The sequence below is a fragment of the Vibrio sp. D404a genome (assembly GCF_030248535.1).
Classification (GTDB): Bacteria; Pseudomonadota; Gammaproteobacteria; order Enterobacterales; family Vibrionaceae; genus Vibrio.
The window spans coordinates 192,737-213,671 of record NZ_JAHGAJ010000002.1; the positions used below are offsets into that span (position 1 = coordinate 192,737).

The 20,935-nt window shown below is 43.7% G+C and carries 14 protein-coding genes; 5 read left to right on the plus strand and 9 right to left on the minus strand.

Annotation, left to right across the window (positions count from 1 at the left end):
• Positions 1-432 precede the first annotated feature (432 nt).
• Entirely contained in the window at positions 433-750 is a 318-nt protein-coding gene (locus KI655_RS01305) for a cupin domain-containing protein (RefSeq protein ID WP_150872588.1), read from the minus strand.
• Positions 751-972: 222 nt separating this feature from the next.
• A complete protein-coding gene (locus tag KI655_RS01310) occupies positions 973-1,752 on the minus strand; it encodes an SDR family NAD(P)-dependent oxidoreductase (protein ID WP_285400959.1) in 780 nt (259 codons plus the stop codon).
• A gap of 231 nt (positions 1,753-1,983) precedes the next feature.
• On the opposite strand from KI655_RS01310, the gene KI655_RS01315 reads away from it, so the two are divergent.
• Complete coding sequence (locus KI655_RS01315) at positions 1,984-3,843, plus strand: DUF294 nucleotidyltransferase-like domain-containing protein (RefSeq protein WP_285400961.1); 1,860 nt, start codon at positions 1,984-1,986, stop codon at positions 3,841-3,843.
• 3 nt (positions 3,844-3,846) lie between these two features.
• Positions 3,847-4,557, plus strand: a complete 711-nt coding sequence (locus KI655_RS01320; RefSeq protein ID WP_285400963.1) for a 3'-5' exonuclease — start codon at positions 3,847-3,849, stop codon at positions 4,555-4,557.
• Positions 4,558-4,745: 188 nt separating this feature from the next.
• Here KI655_RS01320 and KI655_RS01325 read toward each other — a convergent pair whose 3' ends face one another.
• The gene (locus KI655_RS01325; RefSeq protein ID WP_285400965.1) at positions 4,746-6,530 is read right to left on the minus strand and encodes a transporter; all 1,785 of its coding nucleotides are present in this window, start codon (positions 6,528-6,530) and stop codon (positions 4,746-4,748) included.
• Positions 6,531-7,469: 939 nt separating this feature from the next.
• Between KI655_RS01325 and KI655_RS01330 the strand changes: the two genes are divergently transcribed.
• Positions 7,470-9,341, plus strand: a complete 1,872-nt coding sequence (locus tag KI655_RS01330; protein ID WP_306416312.1) for a methyl-accepting chemotaxis protein — start codon at positions 7,470-7,472, stop codon at positions 9,339-9,341.
• A 174-nt stretch (positions 9,342-9,515) separates the two neighbouring features.
• On the opposite strand, the gene KI655_RS01335 is transcribed toward KI655_RS01330, so the two are convergent.
• Together KI655_RS01335 and KI655_RS01340 are read right to left on the minus strand one after the other, a co-directional pair.
• The gene (locus tag KI655_RS01335; protein WP_285400969.1) at positions 9,516-10,112 is read right to left on the minus strand and encodes a LysE/ArgO family amino acid transporter; all 597 of its coding nucleotides are present in this window, start codon (positions 10,110-10,112) and stop codon (positions 9,516-9,518) included.
• A gap of 5 nt (positions 10,113-10,117) precedes the next feature.
• Positions 10,118-10,573, minus strand: a complete 456-nt coding sequence (locus KI655_RS01340; protein ID WP_285400971.1) for a GNAT family N-acetyltransferase — start codon at positions 10,571-10,573, stop codon at positions 10,118-10,120.
• 284 nt (positions 10,574-10,857) lie between these two features.
• Here KI655_RS01340 and KI655_RS01345 point away from each other — a divergent pair, with 284 nt between their 5' ends.
• Positions 10,858-11,610: a class I SAM-dependent methyltransferase gene (locus tag KI655_RS01345; protein ID WP_285400973.1), complete on the plus strand. Its 753-nt coding sequence runs from the start codon at positions 10,858-10,860 to the stop codon at positions 11,608-11,610.
• A gap of 127 nt (positions 11,611-11,737) precedes the next feature.
• On the opposite strand, the gene KI655_RS01350 is transcribed toward KI655_RS01345, so the two are convergent.
• Both KI655_RS01350 and KI655_RS01355 read right to left on the minus strand, forming a co-directional pair.
• Positions 11,738-13,774 carry a TonB-dependent receptor domain-containing protein gene (locus KI655_RS01350; protein WP_285400975.1) on the minus strand — a complete coding sequence of 679 codons (2,037 nt, stop codon included), beginning with the start codon at positions 13,772-13,774 and terminating at the stop codon, positions 11,738-11,740.
• Between the two features lie 241 nt (positions 13,775-14,015).
• Positions 14,016-14,936, minus strand: a complete 921-nt coding sequence (locus KI655_RS01355) for a LysR family transcriptional regulator (RefSeq protein WP_285400977.1) — start codon at positions 14,934-14,936, stop codon at positions 14,016-14,018.
• A gap of 939 nt (positions 14,937-15,875) precedes the next feature.
• On the opposite strand from KI655_RS01355, the gene KI655_RS01360 reads away from it, so the two are divergent.
• Positions 15,876-16,772: an RNA polymerase sigma factor RpoD/SigA gene (locus tag KI655_RS01360; RefSeq protein ID WP_285400978.1), complete on the plus strand. Its 897-nt coding sequence runs from the start codon at positions 15,876-15,878 to the stop codon at positions 16,770-16,772.
• A 245-nt stretch (positions 16,773-17,017) separates the two neighbouring features.
• On the opposite strand, the gene KI655_RS01365 is transcribed toward KI655_RS01360, so the two are convergent.
• Positions 17,018-17,371 (minus strand): hypothetical protein, encoded by a 354-nt coding sequence (locus KI655_RS01365; RefSeq protein WP_285400980.1) that lies wholly within the window; start codon positions 17,369-17,371, stop codon positions 17,018-17,020.
• Positions 17,372-17,565: 194 nt separating this feature from the next.
• The coding region (locus KI655_RS01370; RefSeq protein ID WP_285400982.1) for a tandem-95 repeat protein at positions 17,566-20,935 on the minus strand (3,370 nt) is incomplete at its 5' end.

The following is a 20,935-nucleotide window of genomic DNA, read 5'->3' on the forward strand; positions in this document are numbered from 1 at the left end:
AAAGCTAAAAAATGTGAATCAGACAGGATAAAACATACAAATATAAGATCCAGTAATGATTTAATCTAACAAAATAAGCCCATTCCAAACCCAGTACGATATCTTCGGGTTGAATTGAATAAACCTCACCAGCACTACCAATCAAGGATAAGATATGACATATGTGGAATATAAAATGATACAAATTGATTACTTTATATCAAGAAGTCGAATGATGGTTTAGAGGTGGCGTCCGCCCTTAAGTGGGTCGCTACTCAGCTAGAACGTTCAAAAACGGTGAGGTAGATAAAAATAGAAGTAGAAACCAACCGTGAATATGCGATTGGTTAGATTAATACTGGACGCGTCTAGGACGAGAAGTCGTGTTTGAAGAACGAGGGGTATCGTAATGAATAAATACTATGTGGGATTTTTACTGCTTCGAATCTGCCATTAATGTGGATTGACTAAATCTAGCAATACACTGTCGTGCTCAAGAGACTTTGCGCCCTTTTCAAGATGTCGATGAGCCATAAATGCATCCCCCGCATTTAGGATTTGCTTATTGCCATCCACTTCAACCTCGAAACTCCCTTTTACCACGTATCCAATCTGCTCTTGTACTGTGTGATCGTAGACAGCACCGACCGCCCCCTTATCAAAACAGAGGTGAACGGCCATCAAATCTTTAGTTAATGAAACCACCTTGCGCTTCAATCCATTACCTAAGTATTCCCACGGGTGATTGTCGGCTTCATAAAAGAGATTCATGGTTCATTCCTTGTCGCTAAATCTGATGAGCTGATGGCTAATTAAGCGAACTTTAGTCTATGCACACAACTTGTCATACAAATAATCGATAATTATGTGAATAGCGTCACCCTCTTTCTTTTTACGCAATCGATTTGTTTAATTGCTTTTACGTAAGTCGATCAAAAAAGCCAGCTACGTGCTGGCTCTTCTGAGATTTTTTACATTAAGAATCGAGATAAACTATGGCGCCATTTGACCTCCATTCACATCGAGAATTTGCCCAGTGATATAACCTGCGCACGCATGAGATGAGAAGAACGCGAAACTCGGAGCAACCTCCTCCACACGCCCAAAACGCCCCATAGGTATTGAGCTAGCTATATTTGATTTAACCTCATCCGATTTAGCGTCATGAAAAGCGGTATCAATCGTTCCTGGAGAAACGATATTGAAACGAATACGATCTTTGGTGAACTCTTTAACCCAGTTTCGATGGATATCATGAAGCCAAGCTTTTGATGCTGCGTATAAACCGGCCCCTACACCGCCGCCTTCGCGCGCTGCGATTGAACCAGTACTAATAACACACGATGTTTCACCTGACTCTAAAGCTGAGGCTCTTAGATGTGGAATCGCATATTTGGTGACCATCAATGCAGAGCGCGCGTTAAGATCAATTACACGATCGAAAAACGCATCATCAATATCTTCTAGGTTTTCTCTTCCTCCTAGCCCACCAGCATTGTTAATCAATACGTCTAGCCCACCAAAGTGATCTGTAAAGTCAGCAACAAGGTTTTCACAGCCTGATGATTGCATTAGGTCCGCTTGAAAGAATTCAGCCTCTCCCCCCAGCGCTTTCAATTCGTTTAAGATCGCTTCAATTTCCGGAGTCCTCGAGCTTCGACCATTCAAGCCTACAGATGCTCCACATTGAGCAAAGTACTTTGCCGTTGCTAATCCCATACCCGACGTTGAGCCAGTGATTAACACTCGCTTGCCTTTTAAATCATCAAACATCAATGGTTACCTTTTGCTGCTTTATTTTAATTAATCATACAATACCACCATAAGTTCAACAATAGCCTAAGTTAAACAACGAGATCTATAACTCAAGACAACACCGATTTTATCAACTACTTTGCTTATAGTTAGTGATTTAGGCAACAGTCAGACTGAATCATGATTCTAGTTTTAGAAACCAAAAAACCACGCTATAATCATACAAATATATCTTAATGAGCATCAGTTATGTCAGATACCCTTCTACCCAACATATTGCAGTTTATCGATAAAATTGACCCATTTGATAAGGTGCCTAAAGACGCCTTAAGAGAGCTCGCCTCTCAGATACAGATAAGCTATGTCGGAAAGGGAGAAGTCATTGATCTTTGCTCAAACAAAGGCGAAAAAGCGCTCTACATTGTTCGCACTGGCGCTTTAGAGCAGCGTAAGTCAGACGGTGTTTTACGAGCGAAATTAGGGCCAGAAGATCTCTTTGGCTTTACATTCCTCGGCCAACAACAAGACAGCAGTGAAATCTATCAAGCGATCGCAATTGAAAACTCACTCATCTACTCAATACCCCACTCGGCACTCAAAGCGCTATTTACCAAGCATCCAGAATCGGCTGAACATTTCGCGTCACAGGCACAAGTTCGCTTGAAATCGGCATTAGATGTGGTTTGGTCAAACAAAGAAAAAGGTCTGTTTATACGCCGAGTTGGTGATGTCGCTAGCGGACGCGTAGCTGTTGTTACTGCGGAGCAACCAATTAAAGACGTTGCTAAAGAGATGCTTATTCAGCGCTCTCCTTGTGCCGTGGTCTATGAAGAAAATGAAATTGTTGGTTTGATTACAGACAGAGACATGACCAAGCGCGTAATCGCTAAAGATGTAAGCACATGTCGCCCTATATCGGAAGTCATGACACTGTCACCGTTAACGATTTCTCCAGACGACCTTGTACTACAAGCGGCATCGATGATGATGCAGTTCAATATTCGTAACTTACCCGTCGTACAAGACAATAAGGTGGTCGGGCTTTTGACGACCACTCACCTAGTTCAAAACCACCGTGTTCAAGCCATCTTCCTTATTGAGAAGATCAAATACGCAGGTAGCGTATCGTCATTGGCCAAGTTTACTCCAGAACGTCAGGCAATTTTTGAAGCCTTGGTTGAAGGCAAAGTGAGTCCAGAAGTTGTCGGTAAGGTGATGACAATGATCATGGATGCCTATACTCGCCGTCTGATTCAGATTGCCATTGATAAATTAGGCCCTCCACCTTGTGATTTCGCGTGGATTGTTGCCGGTTCTCATGCTCGTAATGAAGTACACATGCTTTCAGATCAAGACAGTGCAATTGTACTGTCTGACGACGCGACCGATAACGATCGTATTTACTTCAAACACTTAGCCATGATTGTCACCAAAGGCTTAGAGAGCTGTCACTACCCACTTTGCCCGGGCAAATACATGGCAGCTACACCAAAGTGGTGTCAGCCTTTGTCCGTCTGGAAACAGTACTACAAGAAATGGGTTGATAACCCAGAATACGATCGCTTACTTAACATCAGCGTTTTCCTCGAAATTCGTTCGGTTTATGGCAACAGCGAGTTTGAGAAGATTCTAAGGGACGAACTTCATCAAAATATTCAAAGCAATCGAAGCTTCCTTACTATGCTAGTTAACGATGCAGTGAATACCAACCCTCCTTTAGGCATCTTCAATAGCTTGGTTCTTGAAAAGACAGGCGAGAACAAGAAGACACTCAATATTAAGAAGTACGCGATTAACCTGATCATCGATCTCGCACGTATCTATGGACTGGCGGTATCTTGTGACCTTTCCGCGACAGATGAGCGATTTAGAACTGCATTCGAGAAAGGTTCACTCAGCGAAGATTCGTACAAGAACATTATTAATGCGTATCGCTTCATTCTTTCTTTCCGGTTCAGTCATCAACTCGAAGCGCTTAAACATGGTGGTGAGCCTAACAACCACATCAATCCCAATAGTTTTGGTAGCTTTGAGCGTAAACACCTTAAAGATGCCTTTAGAATCATCGCGGAATTGCAGGATGCCGCAAAAGTGAAGTTCGGAGGCTAATCAATGCTGTTTAAACGCTTTCACCCGTTAATGCGGCTGAATAAAAGACGAGAACTGTTTATTGAGCAGCGCCATCAAGCCCTAGAACTCAAGGCATTAGTATCTGAGCCAGAGTGTTCGCTCGATACAACAGCCGATGAGCTTAGCTATATTGTTTTGGATCTTGAGACCACAGGGCTACAAGCAGAAAGCGATCTTATATTGTCTATGGGTTGGGTCGAGATAAACAACGACAAAATCAATCTCAACTCGGCGTCACATCTTTACATCAATGAAGAGTCGTCCGTCGTACCTGAAACCGCGGTGATCAACCACATCACCCCGCAAATGCTCAGAGATGGTATCTCTTTATCTAATGCTATGACTCAATTTTTCGAAGCTGCCGCAGGTAAAATAGTCATTGCCCATGCTTGTGGCGTCGAAAAAGCATTCATCGACCGCTACTTGGATACCTACTATCAAGTGGTGAATTTACCTATCTTGTGGATTGATACGCTAGCGATTGATAAGAACATGGCAAAAGCGCGAAATGAGCATGACCTAGACTACTCTTTGTCTTCGACTCGCGAGCGTTATGGGCTGCCAGAATATAACAATCACAACGCGCTTATCGATGCAGTCTCTACAGCAGAGCTTTTCTTAGCACAAAAAAAACGCCTCTCTCCAACGACATCAGTATCAATCGCCAAGCTCTATAGTTTGAGTCACAAGTAAAGATCACTAATACAAAAAATCTTACCCCACAAAAAATAACCCCGATATGGATGACATATCGGGGTTTTATTTATCGAAAAACAACAAGTCACTTCTTGAGTCGAAAGCTATACGATAAAAACGACAGAAGCGGCTGAACTATCAGCCGCTTTAAAGTTATCTATTTGAAGTTATGGATGTATCAAACATCATGAGGTTTGTTCTGATACCGTGCCCTTTTCTTCAACCGTGTCATCCACCGCTTTCACAAGCAGCATACCAACACCACCTACAATCGCGCCACACAGGATGAACACCATGCGTCCCCACATTGGGTTAGGTAGAAGGGCCATTAGCATGACACCAACACCCGCTACTGCGATTAGTTTACCAAGCATTTGACGCTGCTTGTTGTCTAGCTTCTTCTGCTCTGTAGATTCAGCAACCAATGGTGTATCTAAGTTGTTGAAGAACTTATCTACATCCGCTTGACGCTCTTCACGTAGTGGTTTGTAGAACAGAGTAGAAGCCACGAAGAAGCCACCTGTTAGTGTAATGTGACCGATTAGACCGATTGCAACCTTAACATCAGACCACTCACGCTTAGTTAGCTCTTCTAGACCGAATACTGCTGAAACCATTTCTGCATTGATAACGAAACCAACGATGTAAGAAACGATACCACCGACGATTAGCGTACCCCAACCTGCCCAGTCTGGAGTCTTCTTAATGAAGAAACCAAGGAATGCTGGAATTGTCATTGGGAAGCCGATTAGTGCACCAACGTACATCATCGTATCGAACAGGCTCAGACCTTTTAGAGAGTTGATGAACTGTGCGATTAGAATGATAGCAACACCAAATACCGTAGAAGTAATCTTAGATACGGTTACTAGCTCTTTCTCTGAAGCTTGACCTTTACGAACAACTGGTTCATAGAAGTTCTTAACAAAGATACCTGAGTTACGGTTTAGGCCTGAGTCCATAGAAGACATCGTTGCTGCAAACATTGCCGCGACTAGAAGACCAACCATACCTGCTGGCATGTATTCTTGTACAAAGTATAGGTAAGCGAAGTCACCAGCTTTCGAACCTGCATCAGGGTATGCTGCAGATAGGTCTACACCTTGACCCGCAATGTACCAAGAAGGCATGAACCAAATGAATACACCACCTAACATTAGTACACATGCAAGAAGTGCAGCTTTCTTAGCGTTCTTCGAGTCTTTTGCCGCTAGGTAACGGTAAGAGTTAAGCATGTTGTTAGTAATAGAGAACTGCTTAACAAAGATGAAGAATGCCCAGATGCTGAAGATGCTTAAGTAGTTAAGGTTGTTACCCGCTACGAAAGAGCCTGTGTCGCCGACAGGGAAGTTGCTGACGATTTCACCAACACCGCCACCTTGAACAACCGCTACTACAGCACACGTCACCGTTACCGCCATGATGATAACCATCTGCATAAAGTCAGATGCGATTACCGCCCATGAACCGCCCGTTACTGACATAGCGAGTACAACCAGACCAGTGATCCAGATTGTCATCGTCATATCGAAGCCGAAGATACCAGAAGCAATAATGGCGAGAGCGTTCAACCAAACACCTGCTGAAACAACAGAGTTAGGCATTGAAGACCAAGTAAATACCTGCTCGTTCGCTGCACCAAATCGCATGCGGATAGCTTCGATTACTGTAACAACACGCAGTTGACGGAACTTAGGAGCAAAGTACGCAAAGTTCATGAAGTAACCAAACGCGTTTGCTAAGAAGATGATTGCTACCGCGAAACCATCGTTGTATGCCTTACCCGCTGCACCGGTAAATGTCCAAGCGGAGAATTGCGTCATAAATGCAGTCGCACCTACCATCCACCAGAGCATGTTACCGCCCCCACGGAAGTAATCACTGGTGTTACTAGTAAACGTTCTGAACATCCATCCTATAGCGATAAGAAATAAGAAATAGATGCCTACAATAGCTGTATTGAGTTCCATTCTAATAGACCTTTTGTTTTTCTATAATTAGTTTCGACCCGTACATCATAGCTATAAACCCACCCTATTGTACTACAATAAGTCAAAAGTGTGATTAATGGCAGATTAATATTATTTTTGTGAATCGGTCGATATTACTGCGTTTTAGTTATCAATTGAGTCTCTTAACCCTTTTAGAGAAAGGGATTCACTCATTTTGTAAATTGTCTGTAGAGGCCCTTTATCTCCTTTCTTTTCACTACAGACCAAAATCAAATCTTGTCATACATATAAAAAAGCCCACGCTCGAGAACGAAACGTGGGCAAAACGGATAATCCGCCTGAACAAAAGCAGGAAGAAAACACTCAGAAAGCCGAACGATACCCCCACGGAATTCTACGCTCACCTTGTAACTACTGGCGTCATTCTCTATTGAAGCCTTTACAGGCCACCTACTGTGTTCAGAAATATGGGAACATAACTCATTTGTAACCTCGTTGAACCAGTTGTTAGCTAATTCAAAAGCAACAAAAAATTGGGGTGTTTAACAACAACATATAAGGCCTCTAAGCACCCCAATCAGCATTATTGTATTACTAATAAATAAAAATGGTTAGTGCTTAATGCCAAAATAGAGAGCTAAGTCAATAAATGAACAACAACCTATTCGGCCGATCTATTGCTACTTGTCGCATAACAGGTCGTATTTGGAGGGGATATCTCGATAAGTATAAATTCTAGTTAAGTCACATAGTTGGCGATTATTTGATTTTACAGATAGATTTTTCTCACAGATTGCATACCCTAAAAATAATACAATAACATTACAGCTGATTGGTCGTGCTGAGCCGTTCAAGCACACACAACCAACACCTAAACTCACTTGTCTATTCGTGTGAACAAATATGAAAAATATAAAAACGTTATTTCCACTAGGTTTTAAAGGCAAACTCATCCTTATGGTGGCCGCTGTCACCACTGTTTCTCTCATCGCTTCCAATTGGTTTTCATTTAACCTCGCTAAAGAGCAGGTAGAAGAGACGATTTACAAAGAGATCGACCGCTCTCTCGCTGTTGAGATCAATGAGATTGAGCAAGATGTGCAACGTACGATTTCTGTCGTTCAGTCAACTGCGACTGAGCTGAGCGCTGCAAACTTTGAAGTCGAAAACCAAGCATTAATGCATTACGCAGCTAAACTAGGCGGCATTGATAAGATGGTAATTGGGTTTGACGATGGTCGTTCTTATACCTCGCGTCCGTCAGAATCTTTCCCCAATGGCATCGGTATTCCTGAAAAGTACAACCCAACGACGCGCCCTTGGTACAAGCTTGCCAAAACACGTTCTGGGCTGTCATTAAGCGACCTATTCTTTACAAAGAGCACTCAAACGCCGATGGTCGGTGTGATGTACTCGTTCAAAGACAGCGTATTAATGGCAGACCTTCGCTTTGATGACCTTGAGGATAAACTCGGCGCGCTAGAAGAGATTTATCAAGCGCGCGGCCTGATTGTCGATGACAAAGGCATGATCATCGCTTCTACTATCGAGAGCATCGCCCCACAAAGCATGTTGAGCTCATTGCCACAATCTACTCAGATTGCTGTCGCGACCAATCAACCGGGATCGTTCATTCGTGGCTCTATCGACCAACAAGAGATGATGTTAATGGCTAAGGTCGTCAACATTGGCGACGCTAACCAATGGCATATGATCTCGGTAATCGACCCTAAAATCGCAATGAAAACTCTCGACAATGTCGTGTTTAACGCCCAAATGCTGATCATTGGTGCAGTGTTCAGCGCGATTGCAGTGATGACTCTGCTATTAAACATGCTCTACCACCCTATCATTTCACTGCGTAATATCGTTCACGACCTATCGCAAGGGAACGGTGATCTGACTCAGCGCCTAGAAGAGAAAACCAATGATGACCTTGGGAAAATAGCCCGCGACATCAATATCTTCATCAGCGGACTACAGACCATGATCACGGAAGTTAAGCAGAAAAACGTGGTGCTAGAAGGAAAAGTGAGCAGTATCGAAGGTTGTTGCCAAGAAACTAACAGCGTTTTGCAGGTTCATACTGACGAGACTAGCCAAGTTGTGACAGCGATTGATAGCCTTTCACACGCATCGATTGACGTTGAAAAGAACTCTCAATCTGCTGCTGAAGCCGCTCACAACGCAGCAACATTTAGTGATGAAACCAAGCAGATCAACGTATTAACTGAGTCCTACATCAACGCGCTTGAAGAGCAAGTCGATACCACGTCGAATGACATCATCGCTATGGCGAACGAATCTCAAAGCATTCAGTCTATTGTCACGGTTATTGGTGGTATTGCCGAACAAACTAACCTTCTTGCGCTTAATGCATCGATTGAGGCAGCAAGGGCTGGAGAACACGGCCGTGGCTTTGCGGTGGTTGCCGACGAAGTTCGTGCATTGGCGAATCGCACGCAAGAGAGCACGTCAGAAATCGAAGAAGCCTTGTCTAATCTTCAAGGTCAATCAGAGGGCTTGGTTAAATCGATTGAGCTAACCAAATCAAACTGCGAGAAAACTCGTAATCAGGTTGTTCGAGCCGTTGATATGCTGTCTAAGTTAAGCGAAAAGATGGAAGTGGTTAATAGCTTTAACAGCGACATCTCTAGTGCATCAGCGGAGCAAAATGCCGTTACACAGAGCATTACTAAGAGTGTTCATGAAATCGACCAAATCGTTCTCGAACTCAACAAATTGAGTGTCAATCAAGTGAATGAGTCTGCCGAAATTAAGCAACTTAACCATAGTATTAATACACTGATGAGTCGATTTAAGGTTTAAGCGCTTCGACTTACAATTACAGTTACAGTTACAGCACTTTAACTTCTAACGTAACCGCTCTATTTAGGGCGGTTTTTATGGTGCAAACAAAAACGCCCACCTTTCATCTGAATAGGTAGGCATGTTCCAAACTATCTAGAACCTTAGTCAATTGCTAACAGGTAACCTGTTCAACTAGAAGATGAGGCTCAATGCGATCGTGGCCATGATGATCCCAACGATAAACTCCAATATTTTCCACGATTGCGGACGGCTGAATAACGGAGAGAGAAAACGCGCTCCAAAGCCCAGCGAGAAAAAGAAGACAAAAGATGCCGTAATTGCACCGAAAGCAAACTGCATTTCATTCGGTTGATATTGGGTGGAAATGGATCCAAGCAACACAACCGTGTCTAGATACACATGTGGGTTCAGCCAAGTAAATGCCAAACAGACCGAGACGACTTTCAGCAATGAGCCTTTGGTCTGGACATGCGTTTCCAAAGCATGATGCTCAGTAAACGCAGAACGAAAACTCATGAAAGAATAGACCGCCAAAAACAGTGCTCCGCCATACCGCGCCAGCTGTTCAATCTGTGGGAACTTCTGAACAATAGCGCCAAAACCCGTCACGCCAAAACTGATAAGAAGTGCATCAGAGACAGCGCACACTAAACAGACGATAAACACATGTTGGTTTTTCAAACCCTGCTTCAATACAAAGGCATTTTGCGAACCGATAGCCAGAATCAACGATAGGCCAAGAGAAAAGCCGGATAAATACGTTGCCATGCTATCTAGATATCAATGGTCATAAATTGGCTGTGTGGATCGAGCTTGTAATCTGCGAATGGCTCACAATAACGAAAGCCAAACTTTTCATAGAGGTTTCGGGCTGGTTTAAAATACTCTTCACTGCCCGTTTCTAGGCTGAGTGTTTGATAACGACGCTCTGAAGAAACATCAAGAACATGCTGCAACAGTTGACTTGCTACCCCACCCTTTCTTGCGTGACGCGACGTGCGCATCGATTTAAGCTCTGCGTGTTGTGGTTCTAGCTCCTTAATCGCAACGCAGCCGAGCAGTACATCAGCCTTCCAAGCACTAAAGAACGTAATGTCTGCTGCTTTTAATGCGCTTACATCAAGTGCGTGAACACTTTCCGCTGGTGATGTGGCATACATGTCCGCTAAATGCTCTTCAAGCAAAGCGATGACATCTCCACCTGACAAGTCATCCTTCCTGATTTCCATGAGTCTCATTCCTTTATCGTGCTGATATAGCGCACTTTATTTGCTTAAGTAAGTCATTCAGAATAACTGAAGCTTCATTTACAGTTCAAGATCAAAAATATGCCTTTATAGAGAAGGCCTATCGGCACATACCCATATACCTCTACATAAAACGATATCCAGCCAAACGCCACTCACGAAAAAATCAGTGGTCGTGACGAAAAACACTTTTTGTTTCTCTTTGCAAAATGAGTCCCTTACGATGCGCCACCACTCCATTTCTAAGCACATTGCTAAAGGCCAACATGCGCACCAATGCACTCTATACCGATCTTTCTAGTTACTACGATCTCATGTGTCTTGATATCGACTATCAATCGCAAAGCAATTGCGTGCGTAGACTGCATCAAATCTTTGGCAATACCGGTCGTACTCACTTGGATCTTGCATGTGGTACTGGCCCGCACGTTCGCCACTTTATCGATTATGGTTATACCAGTGCTGGATTGGATTTGAACCAACCTATGCTGGATATCGCAATGACTCGTTGCCCTGAAGCTCAGTTTTCTCAACAAAATATGAGCTTCTTTAAGGTAGATGAACCGGTCGACTTGATTACCTGCTTTCTTTATTCCATCCACTACAACGATGGTATTGATAACTTGAAAGCATGTATTGAGAGCGTCCATGCCGCTTTAAAGCCTGATGGTATTTTCTGCTTCAACGTGGTTGATAAGGCTAAGATCAATAACAATCTTTTTGTTCGACACACCAGCAATTTAGAGCAAGATGCGTTTACCTTCCGCTCCGGTTGGTACTATTCTGGCAATGGTGAGCGACAAGCACTTAAGTTGAGTATCGAGAAAACGACGCAAGGTGAAACACAAATTTGGCATGACGAGCATCCAATGGTTGCATTTACGTTTGCAGAGATCGTTCAAATTCTTGAGCCTTACTTTGACGTTCACTTGTTTGAACACGACTATGAAAAACTGACGCCTTGGGATCAGCAATCTGGTAACGCTATTATCACTTGTGTGAAAAAGCCCGCCCATTAAGCAAGAGCTATCTTAACAACAAAACGAAAAAACGCAGGCCATTTCGACCTGCGTTTTTGTTTATTCACTGTTCTATTGCTTCTCACAAATTAGAACGTTTCTCACGCGTTAGAATGCTTCTTACACATTAGAAATCAGCTGTCATACCGACGTAGTATGTGCGTGGCTCTTCAACATAACCCATGTTCTCAAGCTCTTGAGAAACAGCTTCATCCGTTAGGTTAGTAATGCCAGCACGGATTCGTACTGAGTCATTAACGTTATAAACAGTACCAATGTTGAGTGTCGTGTATGCATCTTGAGTTAGGTCTGTTTCAATCTGACGCTCACCACGGTATCTTGCACTCACGAAAGCAGATAGGTCATACGTTGGGCTCCAGTTCAGTTTAACCAGACCAGAGTGCTTGTAGCGCTCAAGTAGCTCTTCACCTGTAGACTTGTCCTCTGTATCTAAATACGTGTAGTTACCTGATACATCCCACGCATCGGAGATTTGGAAACCACCAGCCAGTTCAACACCTTGGATAACAGCTTCTGATACGTTTACATAAGTACGAGTACCATTACTTACAAAAGTGCCATCATCTTCAACACAACCGATACCATTACCACCCCATGTACCACCTGATAGACATTCAGTATCACCACGATCGATCAAGTCTTGAATCTCGTTTCGGAACACAGCACCTTCAATATTCCATCGTGGTTGGCTGTAGAGAGCTGCCAATTCATAGTTCCAACTTGTTTCTGGGTTTAGATCTTCATTACCAACAATGTCACACCACCCCTTACAGCTCGCTACCGTATATCCAGCGTGGTTTTGTGTCAGAGTCGGCGCTTTAAATGCTTTACCCACACCACCTTTGATTACAAGATCATCCGTCGTTTGGTGGACTAAGTACACACGAGGGCTAAATTCTTCGCCGTATTTTTCGTGTTTATCTAAACGACCGCCCAGTGTTGCTGTCAATTGTTCAGTAACGTTCCACTGATCTTGAATGAACAACGCACCTTGATACGCTTTGGCAGGAGCGCCTGTAACGTTTTCTTCGTTAGTAAGCTCACTCAATTGATAATCAAGACCGAAGGTCACAATATGATTATCACCAAGATAGCTCGTTGCCGATGCTTCAAAAATTTGCGTAAGCTCTTCAACGTCACGTGTCGAACTACCTACATCAGCAGCATTTTTATCAACAACATTCTCACGAGAGTAACGAACTTTAGTATCACCCCAACTCCAGTAACCGCTGTGCGTTAACGCTTGGCTATTACGTTTGACGTTTGAGTTAGAAATATTTAAACCCGTTGCATGTTCTGCTGCTGTATCACGTTCATCGTCGCTGTAACCAAGGTCTAAATCGATCGTTTGGTTGTCTGTTGCGTGCCACGTCAACGTCGCAAGTAAGCTAAGAGTATCGCGCCCTTCTAGAGCCGTAACATCTTCTCTATCATGACCCGCACTGTGGGTACCGGTGTAAGGCTGCCAAGCGTCACGACTGGTTTGGTTTACAGAGAAACGAGCAAACAGTTCGTCTTCGATAAGAGCGCCAGACGTTGTTAAGCCGACTGAGTGCTCTTGACCGCCGTTACCGTCCATAGGTGACGAGGTATCCATGCTCAATGTTGAGCTCCAGTCGTTTTGAGGCGCTTTGGTGATGATGTTAATCGTACCGCCCATACCATCAGAGCCATACAGTGCTGACATTGGGCCACGAATGATCTCTACACGCTCGATAGACTCGACCGGGATGGTTGAAAGATCAAAGTCATTACCACGAATGATTGCGCTTGCTGAGCTCAAACGTCGGCCATTCACCATGATCAACGTGTAGTCTGAGTCCATACCACGAATAGAGATCATCTGACGACCCGCTCGCGTACTGTCGAAATCAGATTCGACACTGGTTGAGTCAGCTACGATATCTGCCAGCGTGATACCTGGATTATTCTCGATATCATCAGCGGTGATCACCGACATTGACGCCGGAGCTTGTTTCAGTGATGTCTCAGTTCGAGTTGCCGTGACTACCATCTGCTCATCAGTTTCAGTTTGTGTATTCTGGCTAGACTCACTAGCAAAAGAGGTGGCTGAGAGTGAAGAACAAATGAGCGCTACGGCGATAGATAGCGGTTTACGAGATAATAACGAACGGTCAGTCATGGGATATTGGCTTTTATTTATAAATGATAATGGTTTGCATTAGACATTCGGTTACCATTTACATCAATAAAAGTTTCATACCCCTATGTAATTCCCAGTATTTAATTTGAGAATACAAATTTGCTTCCATATCCATCTCGATATTGTCGAGATGGATAGCATACAAGGAGCTTATTTCTATTTTGTTTATGTTCGGCTAAATGTGGTTACAACTTAAAAAGCTAGCAAGAAAGGCTGTTACTTAGGCATAAAGATCTTTAAAGATACGACGAATCCACTGGCACATAGGATCATTGTGAAAACGTTTATGCCAATATAAATAGACATCTTCACTAGGGTGTCGCAGCGCCTTTGGTACCCTCTTACAAACCAAATCACGTTGCTTCGCCGCTTGCTGAGCAAATGGCGTAGGCAGGTGAAATATGATATCCGTGGTTTCTGCGATATCTGGTGCGACATTGAAATTAGAGAGCTGAATTGGAATTGAGAGCTTTCGCTGCTTGTCAATGAGACCCAGCTCTTTAAAGCGATGTTCGATGGAAAGTCGTTTATCACCTTGAAGGGAGATCTGACCTAGTTGGCTATTCAGCAAATCGTCGACTGTTATCTCTTTATCAGCTAGTGGATGATCTTTACTCATGAGTAATCGATAATCTCGACTGGTAACAAAAGTACGATATAGATTTTGTTCTGAACTTAGTGGCTCATGAGTAGACAAAACAAAGTGGGCATCCCCAGACAACAGGCTTTCAAAAGGACGCTTAGGAATAGAATCGATATCAACGACCATATTCGGAGCCTCTCGACGAATTTCAGCCATCACCTTTGGCATCAATTGTGTCACTTGTGGTACCAATCCGAAGAATCGAACGGTTGCATCACTGTGCTTTGGCTCGAAGACATCACCGGCAACCAACTTTTCCAATCGTCCTAAAACAGATGTTAGATCTTGTTTGATAGATTCAGCTTTCGGCGTTAATTCATAACCGTAAGTGCCACGCACCAACAAATCATCGTTAAATACGGTGCGAAGTTTCTGCAATGAGCGGCTGATCGTAGGTTGGCTCATATCCAATGCCAATGCGGTATTAGATACATGCTTCTCTTCCAGCAACTGCTTTAAAATGACCAAAAGGTTTAGGTCGACTTGAGCCAAATTCATTAGGTAGATACTTAACAGGTAGAAAATTCAGTTTAGGAATAATGCAACGAGTGTCTAATGAACTCAACGGACGCCAACAATTATTCCTCCGGTAAAATGTAACAGCATGTGGCAAAACTGAGTGGTTGTGACAGAAGGTACTTTGATTTGACATACTCTTGCACAAGCCACAATCGCCATACATAAATCATGGCTATCCAACATAGTAAACGCATCGTTATTAAATAGCCTAACTTGGCGTTTGGTATTTACAAATAAAGGCGTGATAATGGATATTTACCTTTCAGCGGCTAATTTTAAACCAATAATATAGATCATTTAATCTCTTATAAACCAATATAAATAACACACAGCTTTTATATAAAAATAAAAACTCGGTATTTGCAACATAATTAATCGAAGAGTAATAATAACAATGAAGTATAGACTACCTTTCTAAACCACATCGCAATCGCCAATAAAAACAAAACCAAAACCAAAACCAAAACACATAAAAATCAACAATTTAAATAAGATACCGTTATTTGCAAAGTTAAAAATCCATTATAATCTACGTAGTGGCCTGTTCTAGATAATAAGAAAGGCCAACTGAAAACCAGTGGGGATAAAATAATACAACGACCAATCCAATTATGAAGTCAGTCCCATCACAAGTTAGATAAAAATATAAGTTTCATTAGCAATCAATCTCGTTAGCTTTATGAAAGATGAACCAGCATTTAGATGTTTTATAAATAAGCCTAAGTTCATCACCTAAGCAACCGTCCAACTGCAAGATTGTTAGAATCTTGTACCCATCTTTGTGACATAAATCTACGGAAACTCATATTATTTATTGGTAAGTAACAAAGTGTTATCTATACTCAGATGAAACTATACGTTAATCACCTAGTCTCATAATAAGGTGAAGCGTTCAGTCGGCTAGATAAGGACACGGAAATGAACAACGATAGTATTGCTGCGTTCCAAGGGCTAATGGATGAAGCGCCCATTAATGAATCATTTTCCACCACTGCAGATCCTTATGCTCACTATCTCAAGGATATTGTGGGTATCGATTTGTTGTCTCGCGAAGACGAGTTGTATTACGCGAAGTTAAATCGCGCGGGTGACAAAAATGCCCGTGATGTGATGATCGAATCCAACTTACGCCTTGTGGTTAAGATTGCAAAGAGCTACCTCAAGCGCAAAGGGAATAACTTTACCCTGCTCGATCTGATTGAAGAAGGTAACATCGGTTTAATTAAGGCCATAGATAAGTATGACCCTGAGCCAGGCTTCCGCTTTTCTACTTATGCGGTATGGTGGATTCGTGAAAACATCGAAGCGGCTCTAATGAACAAAGGACGTACAGTTCGTTTACCTGCTCATGTATGCAAAGAGATCAACAGCCTTGCATCAAAAAAAGTCGATGTAAGTAAGAAAATGAACAAAGAAGTGTCCATTTCTGAGCTATCTGACAATTCTGGTGTAAAAGCTGAGCGTGTTGATCAACTCGTGGCACTCAGTGGTTTTATCGACGTTACAACAACGGTAGACATCAACAATGCTCCACTTGCACTAGAGCAGTGTGAAAGCGAATATCTTTGTGACCCTCAACATGATTGCGAGAATCAATCTTTTACCGACGCCTTAGAGCAGATCATCAATACCCTACCTCCTAAGCTCCAAATAGTTTTGATCCATCGTTTTGGTTTGTTCGGAAACAATGTAAAAACACTTTCGGAAGTTGGGCAGATACTAGACACCAGTGTATCAAATGAACGAGTGAGGCAGATGCAGAAAGAGGCGGTAGAAAGAATCAAGAAGCGACTCACGTTCGATGGCTGGGTTTAACAGTTGGTGATAAGTTGATACACAAACGCTGATAAAGGTTTTATTAGACAATAATCAATTTGTTACAAAATCATCAGGGTGGGCTTAACAAGCTTGCCCTTTTTGTTTGTTAAAAAGAACACTCTCAAGATAGGCAAATCTTCGGAGGATGACTGGAGGCAGGCAAACTACTTATATAGGTAATTTACTTTAAGTAGCCGGTCTGTTTAACGAACCAGTTTACTTAACGAGCTATAAGTACAGGCTTACCTGTAAGGGTTCGCCCTTTCGCTACGTAGAATCAGATAGTTAACATAGGTAGTTTCGAAGCGATCCTGCTCCCATAGAGACAAGATCCGTTTCGCCGCAAAATAATAATCTTTGTTTCTTAATAGCGTACCTACGGTGCGACTGAGCTGTTCAAATCTCGCATGATCATTCGCGGCAATAAAGTCGTCATCGCTTTCTATAATAGGAGCTAGCCCATCTGAAAACCAATTATTCAAAATTTCTCGCATCTCTAATTCTGATTCAGGCACATCCACACAGGACAACTCTCGGTGTTGTGGTGGCGGCACTATATATTTTGGCGCTTGTGGCGAACTGACATACCGATACATGTCATCCCCTCCTTTTAACTGACTCTTCTAATAATTAAGAACATTTTTTTCCATTCTCAAGATTTTTAACGCAAGTTTTTCTTTGATAGACAAAAAATAAAAAAGCCATACAAAGCTCACTCTGTATGGCTTAGGCAGGGCAACATTACGCTGCCCTATTTAGTTGTAGACTCCAATTAAACCAACCCTTTCGGTTAGATTGAGCTTTGGTCGAAGTCGTTGTTTTGATCGTTTCCAGATTGTGAACCTGAATCGAAGCTTCCAGAGTCGTCTGTGAAGTCAACACCTTGGTCTTGACCACCAGCACTTGTCCAATCGCTGTCTCCAGATTCCATACCTGCCATGTCTGGTTGCTGCTCTTGAGTAGAACCTTGCATGGTGTATTGATCATCCACTTCAACTTCAACAGAGCCGATTGCACCGTCTATTGAGCTGCCCAACTCGTCGTAACCTTGGAATTGGATCTCGCTAGTACCTTCGTAACCCTCCGGTAGGCCAACCGATACTGGCTGCTCTAAGTTACCACTGATAGTGAAGCTACCATCACCGTTATCCAGAGCATTACTCACTGTAGCTCCCTCTGGTAAGCCAGACATCTCAGCGTAATCCACCGACTCATTACCACTCACCTCATCTGGAATCGAGATAGAGATTGTATCGCCTGGTGCTACTGTGACATCGGCAACGCTGTCTTCCGCTTCAGCATCTTGTGCTTGTTCATCAGTTTGTTGTGCGGCTTCCACTTGCTGCTCTTCTGTTTCTTGAGCAGCTTCTGCTTGTGGCTCTTCACTTTGAACTGATTCATCAGCAACTTGGATGCTTAAGCTATGACTCGATACCTCACCGCCATCGTTTACGTCGACATTCATAGCTAAGTTGCCATCGAAGTCTTCGTTCGGCCAGTAGGTCCACTCACCTTCACCAGACTCGGCAAAGAAACCAGCGTCGTTAGCGTCTGCTACATCGACAATCTCTGCTGTGTCACTCAAGCCCAACTCATCAACCAACTGTGCATCTGTGAGAGTTAATGAACCATCGTCAGCCAACGCATAACCTTCACTTGTGGTTGCTTCATCGCCACCTTGAATATCGACATTGAAGAAGCTTTCGATGCGATTTTCGCCATCGGTTGCTACAAATCCAACTTGAACATCACCGGTGTAGCCTTCAGCAGGTGTGAACTCATAGTTGCCTTGGTTATCGCTTTCGATAAGACCCTGACCTTCCATCAAGCTCACTGATTCAATGCTCAAGTTATCACCTTCTGCATCGCTCAGGTTCGCTAACATGTCTTCATCAGTGAACGACAAGGTTGAGTGTGCAGCGATTTCCGTAGTAGCAATGCTATCCACTTCAGGCTCTGCATTCTCTGGTGTGCCCTCTTCTTTAACGACGACACCTGTCTGCTCATCATGAAGGACACCATCTTTATCAATCACATAAGCAATATCGGCTTCACCCGTAAAGCCAGGTGCCGGTGTGAACGTCCAAGTGCCATCTCCATTATCGACAATCTCACCTTGGCTACGGTCTGCAAGATGAACCAGTTTCACTTCATCATCGCTGTCTGCTTCAACATTCTCAGCTAATCCGATCAAGTCATCCGCAGTTAGGATAATCGAATCTCCTGCTAAGGTTTCGAAGTCACCAGAATCGATACCATCTTCAAATGCTTCCGGCTCATCTCCGTAATCAACCGTTGTTGCACTCACGGTTACGAAGAACTCACCACTGAAGTTTTCAGGAGGCGTCATCTCCAAGTTTGAGATATCCCAATCGAACAGGTCAATGTATTGTCCCGGCTCGGTGATCATCACGGTATTCACGCCATCGCTCACCTCAAATCCAACAGGGAAACCTGTCATAACGAGGTTACTTAGCGTCTCTGAATCATCCACTAGGCCAACGTTCAGACCTAAGTGTCCTGTTTCATCTTCACCGAATACCAGCGGACCGTCATGGTCCGTAGAGATAACCGCACCATCAGCGACAGGACGAACATAAACAGGTACATCAAGCACCGTCTCAAACTCACCGTCACTGACAACAACTTGTAGGTCAGACACGCCTGCGAAGTCGCCTGTTGGTGTGAATGTCCAAGTACCATCACCGTTGTCAGACACTTCACCGCCATCTTCACCGTCAGCGGTGATAATGCGTGAAACCACAAGGTCAGCGGTATCAATGTCACCAAACAAGTTCATCAAGTCGCCAGCGTCGAAGGTGAACGCGCCATCTTCGTCTGTGGTCATCATTGCGTTACCGACATTGAATGGAGCGTCGTTAACCGGGATAACATCCACATTCAGCGAGCCATCAACCACTTCTTCGCCATCTGTTGCTTGATAACCTAGCTCTACCAAGCCATTGAAGTCTTGAGTAGTGACTAAGTGATACATGCCGTCTGGTTGTTGAGTTAAGGTCGCATTTGCTGGTGCACGAACCGTGATGCTTTCGATGCTGATTTCGTCACCATCAAGATCCGTCACTTGATCCGCGATGTAGGCTGGGTCAATCACCATGACTACATCTTCTTCGCCTTGCATCTGAATGGTTGGAGCATCAGGTGCATCATTGACAGGCGTTACATCGATATTGCCGTCGACTGAAATCGTAGCTTGTCCATCGCTAACGTTAAACGTCATTGGCACATCGCCATTGAAGTTTTCATTTGGCGTGAATGACCAAGTACCATCTTCGTTATCTAACAGCTCACCTAAGCTAGGGTCTATCTGTAGGCCAGAAGCAGATAGTTCGTCAGCGGTGTTGTCGATATCTGTCGCTTGAGCCAGCAGCATTTCTTGTGTGATAAGAATAGTGCTGTCTTCGGCTGTGGTTAGATTGACGTCCTCTGATTCAGGTCCATCGTTCACAGCCAGAACTTCGATACCTGCCGTTGTTGTTGCTGTTGCACCGTCATCGTCGGTTACAACCACATCTAGGCTGATGTCACCATTGAAGTTCTCGTTTGGCGCGAACGTGACTGAGCCATCTTCGTTCTGAGTTAGGATGCCATCCGTACCCGAGTAGCTCACGCTATCCAGAGACACTTCGCCATCCACGTCTGAGCTGTTCGCAATCAACTGCTCTGGGCTTAGCGTGATGGTGCCATCCTCGTTCATTTGGTAAGACGTTGAACCCGCCACTGGGGCATCGTTAACGTCAGTTACCGTCACGTTGATGTTGGCATCGACGCTGCCGCCTTGGCCGTCACTCACGGAGAACTCAAGATTCACATCACCATTGAAGTTCTCATTCGGAGCAAAGCTGTAGGTACCGTCACCGTTGTCCGTGAACACACCGTCTGCACCCGTGTAAGACACATCAGCGATAGATAGGTCATCACCATCAATGTCCGCAGCGCCAGCAAGTAGATCGGCATCAGTGAAGGTTAGTGAGCCATCCTCTTCGATGGTGTAATTTACATCGTCAGCAGTCGGTAGGTCGTTAACAGGATTAACTGTCAAGTCACCGGTTGCTTGAATCGTATCGGTGCCATCGGTGATATCAAACTGCATGTCGATATCGCCGTTGAAGTTCTCATCCGGCGTGATGGTGAAGCTG